The organism is Sphingomonas sp. GC_Shp_3, from assembly GCF_026540945.1.
GTDB lineage: Bacteria > Pseudomonadota > Alphaproteobacteria > Sphingomonadales > Sphingomonadaceae > Sphingomonas.
This window is the reverse complement of sequence record NZ_JALNUT010000009.1, coordinates 143,253-160,842: the sequence shown is the minus strand read 5'-3', so window position 1 is coordinate 160,842 and position 17,590 is coordinate 143,253. Positions and strand designations below refer to the sequence as shown.

Here is a 17,590-nt window from a genome sequence, read left to right as displayed (position 1 = left end):
CCGCGACCCCGATGGCAATAAGCTTTGTGGGATTCATTTCCCGAAGTGATATTGCTGGCGCACGTCAGGTTTTAGGTGCCGCCCGTTTCTAGCATGGATGGGCGGCAGGCGCGCCACGAAGGTAGTGCGGTAGGCGGTACCGCCTCGAAAGACCCACAATACGACATCCATTGCCCTTTTTGCGCGCCCAGCTTCGGACACTTATTCATATTGCTATAATCGGCGGTCGGCAGCGTGTTGACAGGCCGAATAGGACATACCGGTCATTTCCATTCGCCGGCAGCACAGGCGGGACTTACCGGGATTTGCGACCGGCTTTGCCGGCAGCGCACTACAGCGCAACCGACAGCACCGTGACCGATTTCGCCGGCAACGTCAGCGCAATCCGCCCGCTTTGCACGCGCGCGCTGATCGGCCGGGGCACTACCGTGTCCGGCTTGACGTAAGTGTTAATCGCGTCGACCCGGTCGGCGGTCAGCACCGTGCCCGATGCGGTCTGCGCGCGAACGCCTGTGATCTGCGCATCGATCTGCGCCGGCGCGTTGGGATCGACATTGGTGAGCGCGATCCACAGTTTGCCGTCCTTTCCCCGCGCAGCGATTGCATCGATGCGCGGCACGCTGACGTCGCCGAAGCGGTAGGTGCCCGCGTCGAAGGTGATCGGCAGGCGCGTCGCATCCTGGAACGGCACGTACATTTTGAACAGGTGATAGGTCGGCGTCAGCACCATCTTCGGCCCGTCAGTCAGGATCATCGCCTGAAGCACGTTCACCATCTGCGCGATCGCGGTCATCCGCACGCGATCGGCATGGCGCGCGAAAGTGTCGAGGTTGATCGAGGCGATGATCGCGTCACGGATCGAATTCTGCTGATTGAGGAAGCCGTCGCGGCTGCCGGGAAGCTTGGCCAGCCACACGCCCCATTCGTCGATGACGAGCGAGACCTTCTTGTCGGGATCATATTTGTCCATCACGGCCGACTGGGTGCGGATCATGTCCTCCATCTTCAGCGTATCCTTGACGAGCGTTGCATATTCGCGCTCGCCAAAGCCGGTGCTGGCGTAGGAGGGCGGCCAACTGACCCAGGTGTAATTGTGCATCGACAGCCCCTCGATGCCCCAGCTCCAGTCGTGCGCCTTCCACGCCCGCATCACCGTTTCGGAATAGTCGGTGCTGGCGCCACCCGGACCGACCGCGATGCGCTGCATCGGGTTCGTGCCCGCCACCGAACCGCCCGCCGGATTGTCAGTGCCCTGCTGCTTGAGGTTGAGATTGCGCGCGAAACGTGCGTACCGCTTCATCTCGTCGACATAATACTCCGACCGATAGGCCCCGCCGCAGCTCCAGCTTTCATTGCCGAGGCCGAGGAACTTGACCTCATAGGGTGCGGGGTGGCCGTTGGCGGCGCGTTCCGCGCCTGCGGTCGTGCCCGCATCGGCGGTCATATACGCCATCCAGTCGGCGGCTTCCTTGACGCTGCCCGACCCCATGTTGACCGAGATGTAGGCCTGCGACCCGATCTGGTGGATAAAGTCGAAGAACTCGTCGGTACCAAAGTCGTTCTTTTCCAGCGCGTTGCCCCAACTGCCGTTGACAGTGACGCCGCGCTTGGCGTGCGGGCCGATGCCGTTCCGCCAATGATATTCGTCGGCGAAGCATCCGCCAGGCCAACGTACGCTCGGCACCTGAAGCGCCTTCAAAGCAGTGACGACATCGGTGCGGATCCCGCGCACGTTGGGGATGGGCGAGCCTTCGCCTACCCAGACGCCGCCATAGATGCCGGTGCCCAAATTCTCGGCGAACTGGCCGAAGATGTTGTGATCGATGCGCGGGCCGATGCCGTCCGCCGTGATCGTCACTCGGATCGGCGCGGCCTTTGTCTGCTGCGGCATCGCCGGCGTTGCTGCCGTTGCCGCTGCGATGGCGATCGCCCCCAAAATCTTCCTCATCCCGGCCCCCTTTCATACCGTTGCGGTGTGCAATCTCTGGTCGTAAACGACCGCTCAGCGCGCCATCAGCGCCGCCCCACCCCAGGTGACGGGCAACCGCGCATTGTCGCCGCCGGGGGCGCGCGCCACCAGCTCAATCATCTTGACGCCTGCGACCGACACCGACAGCGGTCGTGCTGGCGTACCCCACGCCATCGCCGGGCTGGTGGCGAGCAGTTTGCCGTCGCCATAAACCGCAAAAGTCGCGGGGTGGGTCTTATCGGTTGCGCTGTCATCGATGCCGACAGTCGCGACAAAGCGCCGCGCCGTCGTGTTGCGAACCTCCATCCGGCTGTTGGCGAGAATGCCGATGCCCGCGTCATATTGCTTTCCCGCCATCTCCAGCACCTTTCCATAAGGCGTGCTGTCCGGACGCGCGCCGCCCCAGCCGGCGTAGCTCGGACGGTCGCCCGAACCGCCGGTCCCTGCCCAGCCGGCGACGGTGCGGAAGATGGTCGGATCGACCGCCGGGCTCGTCAGGCCATCGACCGCCGGGTTCACGCTGCCGGGCTGTTCGGACAGGTAAGAACCGTCCTGAAGCGCGCGCGTGCCGTGGGCGCGGAAGATCAGCGTCTCGCGCGGGTCGACATGCAGCTTGGTGCGCCCGGTGAAGCTGGTCTTCTGCTTGCTCCACAGATCGGTTAGCTCGATCGGTGCGGCGTCCGAGAATTTCAGGTGCGAGCTGCGCAAACTGACATCGAGCGGGGCCGAACCGCGATTGAAGATCGCCACCGCCTTGTCGCCCGACGCCAGCGTCTTGACGAGGATGTGCAGGTCGCTGGTGTCATAGGCGAGCACCGCCTGATTGCCCGCTGGATCCTGATCGAGCGCGATGATGTCGGCGTTGCCGAAGATGTCCATCAGCGATTGCGGCGTCTTGCGCAGGTCCGCACCCATAATGAGCGGCGCGCTGAGCATGGCCCATAAGGCGAAATGCGAGCGCGCCTCGGTCAGATGATGCGAATCGAAATCGCCGGTGCCGATGAAGAGCATGTCCGGGTCGTTCCACGATCCCGGATGCCCGTAGAGCGTGCGCGTGACCGCGCTGTCGTAGTTGACGAGCAGACGCCCCCACGCCGGTGCGATGTCGTCGCTGGTGCGCGATACGCCACCGTAATCCTTGCCCCATTCGCGCACGTTGGCGGCGCCCCAGATGCACAGCGACAGGATATAGTCGCCGTCGGGATTATCGCGCACCAGCGCTGCGTTGATCTGGCGGAACATCGCCTGGATCGCGGGAATGTCGGTGCGCGTGACCTCGTTCGAATCCATGATCGGCGGCAGCGCGCGGAACTTGCCCGATTTCACGCGCTCGGTATCGGGGCCATAGTCGCGCAGGCCGCAGCCATCGACCTTGACGTAATCGAAGCCCCAATCCTTGAAATAGAGCGCCATGTCCTGATCGAGATGGCCGTACAGCCCGACCTCGCGTTCGAGCACGTTGCCCTTGGGCAGATCGACATCGCTCGTACCGAAAGCTTCACCGCAGGTGTTGCGACCGAGTTCCGAATAGATCCCCGCCTTCAGCCCCATCGCGTGCAGGCGATCGGTGAGCGGGCGGAACGTCGGCGTGTCGCCGCCGACCTTCGCCGAGGGGAACTTGTCCGCGCGCAGGATCATGTGCCCATCGGACACGCGCCGCTTGAGCACCCACCCTTCATCGAGGTTGATGTAGCGATAGCCTTTGGCAGCGAGCCCGCTATCGACCAGCTTCTGAGCGGTGTAGAGGATCTTGTCCTCATCAATCGCAAATTCAAACGCGTTGTAGCTGTTCCAGCCCATCGGCGGCGTCGCCGCGCGCCCGGCCGTGTTGGCGGACCAGCGCCCGGTTGGCGCCAGAGGATCGGCCGTTGCGTTGGCGAAGCACGGCATCGCGATCGCGGCCAGCAGCAAGACACTCCAACCCTTGGTCATCTTCGATCCCCCCCCTGCTTTCGGGTATCGTGTCGACGACCCGCCCCGTTGGCTACCCCTACAATTGGCACGAGAAAAGCGCGAAGTGGGCGAATTGCGCCGGTTCCATGGTTGTGGGCGGCGATGTCTGGGGTAACGATCTGCAAAGCGTAGGCCAATGTCGGGTTGGTAGTCTCTGTTGTGCCGCGGAGGTGACCAATACCAGGACGTCCGCGACAGAGCGACAGCTTCGGTAAAGCGGACACCCGTTCACCTGAGCTAAACGCGACAGGCGATGATGATTCTTTATTCACTTACCGCCTGACGCGATCCCGCTCGCTTCGGGAGATTGTTGATCCTCGCGCGATCTTGCCCGGACGAAACGTCGAGCAACGCCACGCGTTCTCTATGGATGATCACGTTAAAGCTGCTCATGACCATGTCGCTGATGGCCGCAGGCCCCGCAAGCCTCTCTTTGATGAAGTGGGAAAAGCGTGTATTGCTGGTCAGCGCGCCTGATGCGAACAATCCTTCGCTCAACGAACAACGTCGCATCATCGCTCGATGGGGGGCGGGCGCGGAAGAGCGCGACATTAAGATCGTCGAAGTCATAGGGAACGACGTAGTGGGAGCAAGCAATTCGGCGGCTACGCTACGGCAGCGCTACAGATTACCGATCGCCGGTTTTGCGGTTACCCTTATCGGTAAGGATGGTGGCAGCAAGCTGCGCGGAACACAACCCCTCTCTGCCGCCGCGCTTGAAGAATTGATCGATGCGATGCCGATGCGTCGCGGCGGCAAGCGTTAGCACCGTTCAGCTCGAGTATCAGAGCAAGTCACTTTCCCTCAAAACCGCGCGTAATCGGTACCCACACGCGAAGACCCAATCCCGGCCGTTGGGGATGCGTTTTCGGCTTTCCAACTCCAGTCGCCTGTTCATGTCGCTTGAAAGTCTGCCATAAGGCGTTCGAAAGCGACCGCGAAACGGCTTAAGGTGGTGGGAGCCGGAACGGCGGCTACTCAGCCGGCGTGGCGATTAGCTGACGTCCGAAGCGGTCCTTGGCGCTCTGCCGGAGTAGGCTCAAGATGCATAAACTTGCATCGCGCAGCGGAGACGGCATCAGCCCAGCGCTGATAGTCCTCCGAGCTCTCCGGTGGCGATGTCCTGCAAACGGCCGCTTCGTTGCGCTGACAACCGCCTGCACCCGCTAACGCCGCCACCCCTGCAATAATTAAGAACGATCGTCGCATTTTTGGGATTATCGCACCCGATGCCCTTCAGCGGCAAGTGGCCGACCGCAGTAGGTCCGGTATTGGTCAGCGACTGCGGGATAGCTGTCTTTCCCTGCCCCTCGGCGCAACGACCGAGAAGCCGGCAATCCCGTGGCCTTTTCGCCTCCCCAACTCCAGACATTCATTCATCGTGACGTGACCCCCGTTTCTTCATCCAGTGGGGCCTAAGACCGGCTCATCAAAGGGACGACCGGAACAAAGCGGAAGCAACTTCCGGAAGAGCGGATCATTGGCATCCTGAAGAAGGCCGAGGCAGGCGCGGTAGCGCCGAAGTCTGGTGCATCAAGGAATGGACGCCGCGATACGAAAACTTGTGCTTTCCAAGGCAACACGATCTCGGGCTTCAGCGCATTGCCGGGCACAACCGGTGTGATCGCGTCCGGCACCAACTCGCAGTCGGCGCGTGTCTCCTTCCGGTATGCCGGCGCGCGGCTAGACATAGGGTTCTGATGGCTATGTTGCGGGCGAATGAAGGGAAGTCGCGCCAGCCTAGTCGATAGGCCAGTACGCAACGAACCGCTGGGAACCTTGCCAAGGTTGGGGTCGAGGGTTCGTATCCCTTCGGCCGCTCCAGCGACTACAGTGAAAACAATCACTTAGAAGCGGACCGCCCCGACTGAGGGTGTGTATTCCGTCGCGGGGTTATACCGCGGTAACTCTGCATTATTTGCTAGCAGTTGCGGGGCGGTATGCTTGCCGGGGTGCACCATGCCAGAAACTCAAGGGAGCAGACACCACGGCGCTGGGCATCCGATCGCTTGCGGATGTAGACGGACCGGTCGTTATGCACGCGATCACGGCGTGGTTTCTGCCCGGTGTATTGCCGTCGCCGGCATCGAGAAGCCATATGCAGCATAGAGCTGAGGATGACGCAAAGTCAGGCGTTAGCGTCAACTAGGAGGCCGCGTCACACACGCACTCCTCTGAACCTTGCTCAATTGCCTTGGGCGTGATTATCGTAGATCGTCATATCGGTTTGGAAGCGCAGCAGAATGCTTCAGGGGGCCGACCACTCGCAGCCGCTCGAAACTGATCCACCCTTAGGTGCCGAGCGGTTGCGCCTTACTATTAGGCGATACGGCCGGGGTGTGGCGCTGCTGAAGGCGGAACTAGTGAATGACACCTGATGAAGAACGATGGGCCGAGGCGCTGGCGATCGAGAGGATCCACGGCGATAGCGCGCACGAATGGGTGATCGATCGTATTACTGAGCTCGCCGCAGATCACGACCGAGATGGTGTGGCGAGATACCTTGAGATCATCGACCGTCTCGACCAACTACGACAGCGTACGCCACCGCAACATTGACGAAATAGATCTCTCGTGACGATCAGGAAGCAAATGCCACCCGCTGCGACCGTATCAGGCGAAGTAAACGGCGGCCGCAATCAACGGCGACCATAGTGCCAATGAGATAGGGACCGCTATGGCGAGCGCGCGCACCACTTCGGTTTCATGGCTCAAGCTCGCACGTGCAACAGGTTCTAGGCTCCAGAAGCCTAGCGAACGCCGACGATGCGCAGTGCGGGTTTTTGACCTTGCGTTGAAACGATTTTCTTGAGTGCTAGCTTCGCGCGAGAACTTCATCGGTGCGCCCCAATATGAAACAAAACGTAACGTAGATTACATTGAGGCTCGCAGTCAGAAGGTCAATCGAAGCAGCTGCAGCATCCGCAAGCGGGATTATGCTGCGGCGCAGTCGCGTCAGCGGTAAATTATAACTTCAGAACAGAGCGAGGCGCAAATACTGCCGCTTCAAACTCAATTTTTCGTCCCTAGACTCGAAATGCATTCATGCTGCATCTGCGAAGACTAGCTTCGTTTTTTTTCTCGCATACTTAGGTTAGGTGTTTGGTATCACCGAACTTTTTGAGAAAAAGTGCGACCGGTTGGACGGAACCGATCACGTGGGGTTGTTCTACTGGAGGGTTCGGGTGGATCACGTCGCGTCGCCCGTGGCATATCCGACTTTCATATCAGCGAGCTAATCACCGTCTTTGCCGCTGGTACACGAGGGTAGCGCTCACGAGCGTTCAGTCGGTCAGCTCCGCTTGTCGGGCTTACAGAAGCTCGGGGACGGTGCCATACGGAATCAACAAACCTAGGCCGGAGCAAGGGGTGCCCCGGCCTAGTAACCTTAAGAGGTTATGCCTAGCTGGCATCGGCTGGCTAACGGGGATTAAAATAGATTAAAATGCTGCAACTGCTCAATATGGGGCAGATCCCCCTTTCAGGATTTCTACGGAACGTTAACGCGCAGGTAACGAAAATGCGTCTCGCGCGTACTTTACCCGTCTGAGGTGGCGAAATCGTTTAAACTGAGAGGAAGTATGTATGCGTAAATCTGTTTTGATGATGGCCGGCGTTGCTGCGACGGTTCTTGGGGCCCCTGCCGCTTACGCCAACGTGACCTGCGAGCCAGGCAACTGCGTAATCACCGGCACGTCCACCCTTGCACCGAAGGCGAGCTTCAGCGTCACTCCGTCGAACGTCGACGCGAGCTATCGTGGCTCGATCTCGGCTAACCTGGGCAATACGATCACATCCAAGGGCGCTTTCACCGATACGTTCAACTTCCTCCTGCCGACCAACGGCGTCGGTGGTGGCTCGGTGACTACAGTTGCTGCAAAGTTCCACGGACCTACCGACCTGGACTTCACCTCAGTGCTGATTAACGGCGCAGCGGCGACAATCAGCAAGTCGGTCAACGGCATCGTAGAGATCGCCTCGGGCGCTGGCATTATGCTTTCGGCTGGCGCCAACACGATCTTGGTATCGGGCATCTCGCGCGGCAACGGTTCGTACGGTGGCAGCATCGCGTTCACGCCGTCGGTTCCTGAGACCGCGACGTGGGGCATGATGATCCTCGGCTTCGTCGGCATGGGTGCCGCAATGCGCTACCGTCGCAAGTCGACGAACGTCGCGTTCGCGTAAGCAGAACGGCAACGTTTAATTGCGAGTGGCTCCGGGAAACCGGAGCCCTTTTGTATATTGCTGAGCGTAAATCCGAAGAATAGTCAGCGATGTACCACGGCGGCTGTGAGTGTGAAGACTATACCTGCGCCGATTAATGCAAGCACCGTAACAACAACAGCGTCGTAAAATTTCCAAAGCCAATTTCGCATGTGGCGCTCCTTTGCGCACGCCGTGCAGCCAAAGACGTTAACTAGACATTTATGGCCGACATGATTGCGCTCGCCCGCGTACTCGTATTACCCGTCTTGTGTCAAAAGAGTAGAAGGATCGGTGGGCCGCACCCCAGCCATTTACAGGTTTGAACGCCAAAATCGCGTCGTTCTCGTCACCCGACTGACCCGGGAGGCTGCCCCAAGCTATAACAACGCAAATAAGAGAGCATATTGATGCCGGGGTGCGGAAATGCAGCAAGCTACGTGATGAGCTTGCACCTGTCGAGCGAACCTTCGCCTAGCTCAATCGCAATCGCCGCCTCGCCAAAGACTTTGAGCGAAGCGCCCTGTCGGCAACCGCCTTCCTCTATGCCGCCTCAGCTATGGTGCTCATCAGGCGCTTGGCTCGTAATGCACGAGATCGACACGGGCTCTTAGAAGATCACCGTTCCTCAAAACAATCGTACTGCGTTTGCGACAATTAGCACCGAGCGAGCTTCCGCGTGTGATCATTCGGAAACACCTCTTAGCGCGATCGAACAGAGCAAAGATCTTGCCAATGATCAGTATCTCCGAAGGACCGCGCGCAAGGAGTACATGGCTCTCATTCAAGGCAAAACTGGACCAATGTTCGCGATCGCGTGGTCACGTTGGTTAAGAATGTCTTAAAAAGAACAGCAGAAATTTTTCAAGACTGGATTAGCACGGTCGGTGAGGGCTAAACGGTCGAGCATCCGGCAGCCTGGCGATCAACGGCAAGCTCTATCGCGCAAGAGCCGACGCAGCGGCAGGCCTTGGCGCGATAGGTGACAAGATAGCAGCCGCGCGGCTTCAAAGAGCGAAAGCGCCCGAAAGGTTCGCCTTTACAATCGCAGAAGAGACGTTTCGCGCCTCAAAGCGGCCGGTGAACTTACCACGAGGGAGGCGATCTTTGAGCCCCTGCCCGCCTCCTGACGAATGGCTGCTTACCACTGCCTGCTTCCTGAAAGCGGACGAGCCGCTTTCCACCACCTTCAGACATCCAGATCAGGCCCCGCGCCTCCCCGTAGCCTTCCGCTCACCCAAGGCTCGCTTGTCCGCTCCATCGCAATCAAGTGATCCGGGAAACATCGCGCCTGAAACGTTAGCGCGTCGTCGCAGCTGCCGTGTAGCCATTGATCCCAGTCGTCGGTGTGCAGTAACACCGGCTTACTATCGTGCACCGTGTATCTTCGATTCAACATTTAAACCTAATCAGAGCAAGATGCGTTGCCCTAGCCGTCAACCGCAGAGGTTCTATGCGCGCTTAGCAGAAAGCGACCATGCTTCACTACCTGGCCAGCGCAGGAGCCCGGCAACAGTAGTTTCGTTCCTATCATATGCGGTAAGTGATCGCGTCGGCATCCCGGTCAGCTGACTGCGAGCGGTGGCCAGCGAATGCTTAGCCGATGCAAGCAGGTCGGCCGTCGAACCTTGATGTCCTACCGTTCGTCTCACCGGCTTATGAGCCTGGAAGTTGGCGGCGCTGCCAAGTGAGGCTGTTGACGGCCTCAAACGCTTTGAAAGCATGATATGCCTTTGCACTGGCTTGCGCGGACGCTGTACGTCTGAAGTGTGCGTCGTAGCTACTGCTAAGACGCAGGTTCCGTTGCGCCGCGTCTTACAGTCTGTGTCAGCAAGTCCGTCTATCGCTCGTCTGGCTAAAGCCACACTGCGGGCCGCCTCAGCGCGCTTAAGCCGAACTTTTAAGCCGGAGATCGTCAGCGGATCGCCACCCCCGAGACGTAAAGTCTCTATACGATTTCTCAAGAATTCGACGCGGCGAGAATGATCCTCGATCACAGCGTCTATGACATCGCCACCAGGTTCGGAGGATTTCTCCAGATTAGTAAAGCTTGCTATCTCTGCATTGGCGTTGCCTCGCAGAGTCAAGTTCCGGCTTGTGAGGCCGCGTTGGCTCTGGAATGGATAAGATCCTTCGGCAAGAATGATGTTTTGGAAGGGCGCCGTTACCTCGGGCCGCATATACGTCGGAACGTCTACTATGACGTACGATTGGCGAATTCCAGGCAGGCGCCCGTCAGTTTCAAACTTTACAGAGACAGACGTTGCCTCGACAGTACGTGGTGAGAAACTGGCTAATGCCGGGCAACCAATAAAGGCGATCGGTGACGCGATGAAAATCGAGCTGAATGTGGTGCGCCCCATCGCTAAAAAGTTCCATTTTGAGACAGCCAAGTCAATATTAGATGATTGGATTTGCAAGCGAGTTGGAGAGATATGAGCAACCATTCGCTCTTCAGATTCCGCGTGTCGCGACCGCAGGTGAACGGCGCAGTGATGACGACCGGCATCACGTCAGATCACTATCCGTTCGCTCTCCGCGTCGTCGATCGCAGCGAAGGCATCCCGTCTGCCTGCTGGCTGTGGAGATGCGCTCGGATAGCCTTGAGTTCGCCGTTTTTAGGAAAGGTCGGATCAGCGCAGGCGGCATCAGCGATGCCGTCAACCCAATTATTCCGATCGCGCTGGGTTAGCATCCATCGCCCGAATAATACTGTTTGCGCCGGCTGTTCGTCTTCATAGTCGGTCATCTGCGACTCTTGCGTGTCACAAGACCAGGCATCGCATACGATCGATGTTCCTGAGATGTTCTTGCGAATCAACTGAGGATGCGCGTAGCTAACTGCCCGTCGGCGGTGCCGCGGTTCGACATCGATGGAGCTTGTGATGAAGCACGATCTGCAACTGCGTGCGGCTGCGCGCGCGATTTACGACGCCTGCTATCCGAGTGAGGAGTGGGCGCTGGTCGGCTTTGAAGTGGGAGAACGCTTGGAGACCGTGCATTACCGGCAGGCCGTAGGTGCCGCGCAGCAAGCCCGCGCGGTTCCGGCGGATCGCGACGTGCAGCTGGTGCTGCCAACCTTCGCCTAAGCCTTGCGCCGTGGTCGGTGATCCGAAGTCTCTTTCCGACCTGCATCAAATCGAAGCTCAGGTGCGGGTCACTTGCCGCAGATGCAGAGCGAGCGAGGTCTGGGAGTTAGAAGCGCTTATCGACGAGGTGCGCAGGAACGGCGGCAATACCAACTGGCGAGCCGCCCGATCGGCGATCAAATGCCCGCATCATTGTGCCGCGCCCATGATCGATCTGCTGCCAATCCCCTTTGGTAGGCAGCGAGCGCGAAAACGCGCGTACAGGCAGGCGATCGTAAACCTGGCTCTTGAGATTTTGCGAGAAGCGGCAGCACGGTCGGCAACAGAAGCGGTCGGTACGATTGAGGTTCGCTTGGCGTTGCATGTCCTTCGCCCCTTCGTAAGCGACGGTCGACTGCTGACGAACTTTTGGAAGGCGGCGACGATCGAGCCGCGTCACCCTTGGCTCAGTTGCCACCTACCGTACCGTGTGATCGCGCAGCGCCTCATCGAGCAGGGTGCCGATGTTGAGGAAGCGAACCGGCCCTAACCACAGACACCGACCCCTCTCGTCGGGAACACCGGGCCGCGCACCGTCATCTTCTCGGCCGCATAGGGCCGCTGAAGCGCGACCACCTCGTCATAGCTGCCACGCAGCCACGTATCGACGTCCTCAGGCTCAAGGATCGTGATCATCGCCTTGGGGTGGATCGGCGCGACCAGATCGTTCGGATCGCACGTCACCATCGTGAAGCCTTTCCCCTCCTTTGTCCGCTGCCAGAAGCCGGCGACGGGGAAGACCGGCTGATCCGTCACCTGGAACCACATCTCACCCTTTAGCGGCTTCTTGCCGTCGCCCAGATCGACGGGCACAGGCGTCCACTCGCAGAACTCCATCAGCGGGATGATGCAGCGGTTCTCTGGGTTCGCCGCGAGCGCGCGCCATTGCTTTAGGCCGAGCTGGCGAACGTTCGTCATTGGCCACGCCGCGCCGCCTCCGAGCACGTCCCACAGCATGACGTCCCAAGCACGTTCACCGTCCCACTCGCGGATGACGTAGTTACGTGATTCCGGGCGCAGCTCGCGCGGATCAAAGCGGTTGTCGCGCGGCCGCTCGTCGAATAGCTTGGTTGCGGAGCCCCAGAGCGTCTCGGGCTCGTGCGACATGCGGGCGCGATTACACATCAGATGTCGTTCGAAGGCATGGCGTAAATCGGCAGTTCTTCCGCGCTCACGACCTCGGCGGCTTTTACTAAACCGAAACGCGGATTGTTGATCACGAATCCCTCGAAGGCAATCCCGCTGGTGAGGCACAGCTGCATCGCAAGTAGCTGCGCAACCTCCGCCGCGCCAGCGTTTCGTGGTCGGCCATGATCGGCATCACCTTTGAAGGTGAGCTCCGAACTAAGGTCATGCCCTGTCCTAAGAAGTGGGACATCAACATCAAGTACCACGCGAAGCTTCATTGGCCCCAGTCCCTGCTTCAGTTGGTCGTCACGATCTTCCAAGCGAACGGCGCATGACCTGTCTCCGCGATGATCCGGCGCATCTCTCGCATCCAGACGATTAGCTTGCGCGCCAACGCTCACCGCAGCAGCTATGCGACTCTGATGCTCTGCCGGATCGCTCATCGTTGAAGGCTGTAGCATCGCCGGCAAAGTGTCCAGCTTTGTGCGTTGGGCGTTCGACGCTCCGCCAAAATTATCAAGTCGGTCGTTCGCCTCCGTCTACAACCACTTCAACCTGGAACGCCACCTCATTGATCGCCAGAACTACAAGGAATGCCGCTCGGCCGCCCTGGCTGAGTGGCAGCTCGTCGTGGCCTGCGAACCGATGCCGCAGCGGTAGCTCCATCCTGCAAAGACGAGTTCGCATAAGACTGACAGCACCGCTTGCGCGCCAGGTCGGGACGGTCGAGCGCGTGCGTGAAGAAGAAGCGCATTGCCGCCACGATGCTGTTCATGGTCTGCGCCGTCACGCCTAGGTCGCGCTGCTCAACTTCGAAACGCCGCAGATCTTCCGCCGTCGCTGTGTCGGGCGACCGCCCCAGCCACGTAGCGAACCAGCCGACGTCACGAAGGAAGGTGCACTGCGTATTTCCGCCGAACCGCCGTATCTCCATTTCGTCGATGAGACGCTGACGCAGCTGGCTGACGGTAACAACAGCGGCGAGGATGTTCATGGCAAGGCTCTTTCTCGTGGAGCCCCGATCCTCTGCCCGCCTCCCGCAGCGCTCAACCCAAGCGCTACGCTCGCCCGTTCACCTTGATCGTGCCGCGAGCACCCACTTCCGCACGGTGGATTCGTGCAACCACCAATTCCTTCTCGAGGATCGATGCTCAGATCAAAATTAACTTACAAAGGCTGCTTTTTGTCCCCGCCGACGGGCCGCTCCACCAACGAAAGCGAAGCCAATAATCATCGTAATCCAAGTCGAAGGCTCAGGAACCGGGCTGATAGCAAATTGATTATAAATTGCGGCCGTGGAAGTCGTGCCATAACTTAGCGCGTCTACGCTAAGGTTCCAACCCATTGCATCGTATGCAGCGAGATCAAGGCCTGTTACCTTACCAGTTTGTCCAAAACAAAATGTCGGATCCATAATGCCGTTGCCGACCAAGCATCCCGGTGTATCCTCCCAATGCGACGCCTGCTGACCGTCACCGTTGTATCTACCTGTAGAAAACGCGTTACCAAACAGTGCCGTTTTGCCTCCATCTATTGAAAAGTATTTGTCGCCGCCAACCGAAAGGTCTAGTGACGTTTCGCTACCTAGCAAAATATTAGTTGGGTCAGCGCTATATCGAAACATATCCAGTGCACTGTAGATAGATGTATCGTTAAGGCTATAGCCTAAGGTTCCCGCGCCTGGACCATCTCCCACTCCGTAGACATCGAGGAAGTCGACTCCAGAGACAAATCCCAAGGCATGCCCAATCTCGTGGATCGCGACACCGATAAAGTCAAATGTATTGGCGGAGATGCCATCAGTAGGATTAAAATCGAAATTGAAGTTGCTGCTAAATGTAACGTTGCCGTCTCGTGTGGTTGATGGGAGTCCCGTACTTCCACCGATCGCTTTGATAACCGAAGTGTTCAAATATAGTGTATTGCTGCTTTTCGTACCCGCGTTGTCGAAAGCCAGCTTGGTAAGATCGTCATTAGTCACGCCATCGATTGTTGTAGTTCCATTCGTAATGAAACTAGCGCCGCCATTCGTTAAAGTCGGAAGGACGGCGTTTCGATCGATCGTTGAACCGCTCTTGGTTGCATTAACGCCCGCTTCCCAGCTTGCCACCGAGAAGTCCGCGCGGGTGCTGCCGGTCGATCCGATAATGCCAGTGGCTAAGGGAGAAAAGCCGACACCTAGATTCACCAAAACATTGTTTGTCAGCACTGATCCCCAGTATGCCGCCGCAATGTTGAAACCTTGTTCTGCTTGGGAACCTGACACGCCACCAAGATCAACGAGATTAATAGTCGCCGCGTCGACTGGCGTAGATCCTAAAACTAGCAGCGCCGCGCCGCAGCGCAGCAAATCTCTGAAACGCATACGATGACCCCCTTCGTGCTGTCACAGCCTGAGCTGCGGAAACATTTTGAATGTGAACGATTTGTTAATCTATGATGTTAGCACGAGAGCACCTTGTCAACGCACAATAAGAACAAATCTTGCCTGCGAGTACCGCACGTGTGAGAGTGTCAGTGTACCGGACAAGCCGCTGTCCAAGCTTGGAGAGGAGCTTGATGGACGATTATGACTGCTGCCCGAACTGCCGATTTCACCGCAACGCTAGCCCGTCTTAAAACAGCGCTCAGCTGCCATGACCGGGCTGAAACAAATAGCTGTGTTGGTCGCTTGCTCGACGAACGCGCGCCCCTTGGCGAGCAATGGCGAGCTATCTCTCACCTAATGCAAGTCAGCGGTGAGCTGACGTTAGCACTTCGTGCAATCGACGCGTTTATCGCTGCATCTAAAAACAAACCAATGGCGCGCTATGCTAAAGTGGTCCTGCTTATCCAAGCCCATCGACAGCATGAGGCGCACAATTTATTAAAAGCGCTGCCGGACGACGTACCCGACCGCGGCGGACGAGCCTATGTTCTGGGTAATACTGCAATAACATTGGGACGTCTCGATGAGGGTCGCGCATATCTACTTAAGTCCGTCGACTATCGCCCCGGATGGGGACCGGCTTGGTTGTCGCTTGCTAACGCAGGCAATATAGCCGACGATCCCATTGGCGATCGGATGCTTACAGAGGCGGCGGCGGCTGAGCAGCATGGCCAAGCAGACCTAGCTCGCTTTTGCTATGCAGTAGGCAAGCTCTATTCCGATCGTGGCGATACAGGCGCTGCATTTGCAAGCTACGCACGCGGTGCTGGGTTGCTCAAGTTAGGGACGCCTTACAACCGCGCCGCCAACGCCACGAACGCGAGGTTGGCAATGACCGGCTTCACCATCCATTCCTTTGATCGTGGCCGTAAATCCGAACCAGCGAACGTGAGCCGCCCGATCTTTGTTACCGGATTACCGCGTTCGGGAACCACGCTTGTGGAACATATCTTGGCCAGTCACAGTCAGGTACACGACGGCGGCGAACTCAACATTATTCAGCAAATCGCCGTCGCTGCCGGGGGTACATCCGGCGAAGCCCTCGCACGCTACGTTGCAAGCGGAGGCGAGACAAACACGTTGGGCAATCTTTACCTCCATCTCCTGTCAGAACGCTTCGGCCCAGCCGGCCGTATCGTCGACAAAACAATCGACGCCAGCCGTTTTTTGGGCCTTATAGCCACGGCGCTTCCTGATGCCCCACTCGTCTGGATGCGCCGCGATCCACTCGACAACGCTTGGTCCTGCTTCCGAACCTTCTTCATCCACGGTGTCGCTTGGAGCTATAGCTTCTCAGATATCGCCCACCACTTTAATCTCGAAGATCAACTATTGTTGTTCTGGAAGACGGTTCTCGGGGACCGCTTGCTTGTCGTCCCTTTCACAGAACTGGTGGATGCACCTGCTTTATGGACGTCTCGACTGCTCAAACACTGCGGCCTCGCCGAAGAGGCGGGCCCGTACGCGCCGCATTTGACGAAACGACGCGTTTCAACCGCCAGTTCGCTGCAAGTTCGCCGCCCCATCAATCGTGAAGGTGTTGGAGTAGCAGAGCACTATCGCGAACTGATGCGTACATTCGTCGAGAAATATAAAGGATGACCAACACGCCGGTCCACCTAATATGGTCGCCTGCGACTTGTCTAAGCTGATGATCGAGCAAACAAACCTTAGAGTCGAAAGTGCCAATGTCGATCGTAGTCGTGTCGACGTTTTCACCACCGGTTCGGCGGAAGCTGAATGAACTCCCTCGTGCGTTGGTGGACAGGATCGAAGCCCCGACGGCGTGGTGCGTGCATTCGACGGCGCTGGCATGATGACCCGTTCCCCATTATAGGCCGATAACTTTAAACAAAGGTGCGACACCGGAGCTGAACTAAGGGCAGCTGAGCCTCAGCCGCTCTCCAAAGGCGGCCAGTTCGGTTTTCCCCAAAGTTTGATCCAGGTAGCCGGTCGCTGATCACTCCCCTGAAAACGCCTCTATTCGTCGGCACCATCCCGCGATCACGATGCCCGATGCTTCGCATCACTATCCTCGCTCAGCGGGCTGCGCCGTTCCGCAGTCAGAGTGTCCTCACGGCGTATGTGAACCAGCCGTCAGCAACGCAGGATAACACCGAGAGCCAGATCTATCTCGACAGCGAGCTGGCTATAGGCACGCTGGTCTGCTCGTAAGTGAACCTGCATCCTCAAGCCGCATTAAAAAAGAGGCCACCGGGCAATTGATACTTTGTACCTGGATCATAGAAGGATCCTTGATGTCCCACAGACCGATGCCCTGACCCAGAGGCCGTGCGCGCGCATCTTCGCAGCCAGCAGGCCGACGGCGACGCCTAGGCCGCAATCGATGACGCGGAGAGCAATTGGATGGCGATCTGACGTGATCACCGCCGACACCACCGCGCCTTTCATCTGCACCGTCACGCACGTGCACGATGGCGACGGACCACTGTGGTGCCGATCGGGCCAGAAGATCCGCGCCGCGGGCATCCAAGCGCCAGACTTCAGCAGCGCCGAGCCTTGCCGCCGCCCTCATAGGCGCCGCGCGAACTACACGTGTGACGACCGTGCGGCAGCCCGGTCTCAACAGATCGTCTCTCGCCTCGTGCTTGGCAAGTGGCTCACCTGCCTGCCAATGGGGCGGAGCTATCAGCGGGTGGTTGCCCGGTGCACGCTGCCGGATGGACGATCATTGTCCTGTGCCACGATTGCTGCCGGCGCCGCCGTCCGCTGGGATCGCTACTGGCGACAGTACGGCATGGGCGAATGTCGGTGACCGCT

General features: G+C 58.6%; 15 protein-coding genes and 1 pseudogene. 7 read left to right on the top strand and 9 right to left on the bottom strand.

Translation table 11 applies throughout. The annotated features are described in order from the left end of the window. Positions 1-331: 331 nt before the first annotated feature. Together OXR00_RS15980 and OXR00_RS15975 are read right to left on the bottom strand one after the other, a co-directional pair. On the bottom strand, positions 332-1,948 hold the full coding sequence (locus OXR00_RS15980; RefSeq protein ID WP_267389276.1) for an alpha-L-arabinofuranosidase C-terminal domain-containing protein: 1,617 nt from the start codon (positions 1,946-1,948) through the stop codon (positions 332-334). Positions 1,949-2,002: 54 nt separating this feature from the next. Beyond that, positions 2,003-3,901, bottom strand: a complete 1,899-nt coding sequence (locus OXR00_RS15975) for an NPCBM/NEW2 domain-containing protein (RefSeq protein ID WP_267389275.1) — start codon at positions 3,899-3,901, stop codon at positions 2,003-2,005. A 331-nt stretch (positions 3,902-4,232) separates the two neighbouring features. On the opposite strand from OXR00_RS15975, the gene OXR00_RS15970 reads away from it, so the two are divergent. The 4 genes and pseudogenes from OXR00_RS15970 to OXR00_RS15955 form a co-directional block, all read left to right on the top strand. Then, entirely contained in the window at positions 4,233-4,688 is a 456-nt protein-coding gene (locus tag OXR00_RS15970; RefSeq protein ID WP_267389274.1) for a DUF4174 domain-containing protein, read from the top strand. 1,601 nt (positions 4,689-6,289) lie between these two features. Continuing rightward, the gene (locus tag OXR00_RS15965) at positions 6,290-6,481 is read left to right on the top strand and encodes a hypothetical protein (protein ID WP_267389273.1); all 192 of its coding nucleotides are present in this window, start codon (positions 6,290-6,292) and stop codon (positions 6,479-6,481) included. Between the two features lie 1,044 nt (positions 6,482-7,525). Further along, positions 7,526-8,107, top strand: coding sequence for an FxDxF family PEP-CTERM protein (locus OXR00_RS15960; RefSeq protein WP_267389279.1), 582 nt, complete (start codon positions 7,526-7,528; stop codon positions 8,105-8,107). Between the two features lie 475 nt (positions 8,108-8,582). Further along, positions 8,583-8,708, top strand: a pseudogene (locus OXR00_RS15955) (IS5/IS1182 family transposase); the annotation flags it as partial. 868 nt (positions 8,709-9,576) lie between these two features. On the opposite strand, the gene OXR00_RS15950 reads toward OXR00_RS15955, so the two are convergent. Both OXR00_RS15950 and OXR00_RS15945 read right to left on the bottom strand, forming a co-directional pair. After that, entirely contained in the window at positions 9,577-10,572 is a 996-nt protein-coding gene (locus tag OXR00_RS15950; RefSeq protein WP_267389272.1) for a hypothetical protein, read from the bottom strand. A gap of 74 nt (positions 10,573-10,646) precedes the next feature. Next, entirely contained in the window at positions 10,647-10,874 is a 228-nt protein-coding gene (locus tag OXR00_RS15945) for a hypothetical protein (RefSeq protein WP_267389271.1), read from the bottom strand. Between the two features lie 136 nt (positions 10,875-11,010). Between OXR00_RS15945 and OXR00_RS15940 the strand changes: the two genes are divergently transcribed. Then, a complete protein-coding gene (locus OXR00_RS15940; RefSeq protein WP_267389269.1) occupies positions 11,011-11,214 on the top strand; it encodes a hypothetical protein in 204 nt (67 codons plus the stop codon). Positions 11,215-11,320: 106 nt separating this feature from the next. Here the strand turns inward: OXR00_RS15940 and OXR00_RS15935 are convergent, their stop codons facing one another. The 5 genes from OXR00_RS15935 to OXR00_RS15915 all read right to left on the bottom strand — a co-directional run bounded on the left by OXR00_RS15935 (position 11,321) and on the right by OXR00_RS15915 (position 14,746). Beyond that, the gene (locus OXR00_RS15935) at positions 11,321-11,653 is read right to left on the bottom strand and encodes a hypothetical protein (protein WP_267389268.1); all 333 of its coding nucleotides are present in this window, start codon (positions 11,651-11,653) and stop codon (positions 11,321-11,323) included. A gap of 86 nt (positions 11,654-11,739) precedes the next feature. Further along, positions 11,740-12,378, bottom strand: a complete 639-nt coding sequence (locus tag OXR00_RS15930) for an SOS response-associated peptidase family protein (RefSeq protein WP_267389267.1) — start codon at positions 12,376-12,378, stop codon at positions 11,740-11,742. Further along, the gene (locus tag OXR00_RS15925; RefSeq protein ID WP_267389265.1) at positions 12,378-12,824 is read right to left on the bottom strand and encodes a hypothetical protein; all 447 of its coding nucleotides are present in this window, start codon (positions 12,822-12,824) and stop codon (positions 12,378-12,380) included. The genes OXR00_RS15930 and OXR00_RS15925 overlap by 1 nt, the downstream gene beginning before the upstream one ends. 125 nt (positions 12,825-12,949) lie before the next feature. Beyond that, complete coding sequence (locus tag OXR00_RS15920) at positions 12,950-13,375, bottom strand: phage integrase N-terminal SAM-like domain-containing protein (RefSeq protein WP_267389263.1); 426 nt, start codon at positions 13,373-13,375, stop codon at positions 12,950-12,952. A gap of 168 nt (positions 13,376-13,543) precedes the next feature. Next, positions 13,544-14,746: an NF038122 family metalloprotease gene (locus tag OXR00_RS15915; protein WP_267389262.1), complete on the bottom strand. Its 1,203-nt coding sequence runs from the start codon at positions 14,744-14,746 to the stop codon at positions 13,544-13,546. Positions 14,747-14,950: 204 nt separating this feature from the next. Here OXR00_RS15915 and OXR00_RS15910 point away from each other — a divergent pair, with 204 nt between their 5' ends. After that, entirely contained in the window at positions 14,951-16,411 is a 1,461-nt protein-coding gene (locus OXR00_RS15910; RefSeq protein ID WP_267389261.1) for a sulfotransferase, read from the top strand. 778 nt (positions 16,412-17,189) lie between these two features. After that, a complete protein-coding gene (locus OXR00_RS15905) occupies positions 17,190-17,585 on the top strand; it encodes a hypothetical protein (protein WP_267389259.1) in 396 nt (131 codons plus the stop codon). Positions 17,586-17,590 lie beyond the last annotated feature (5 nt).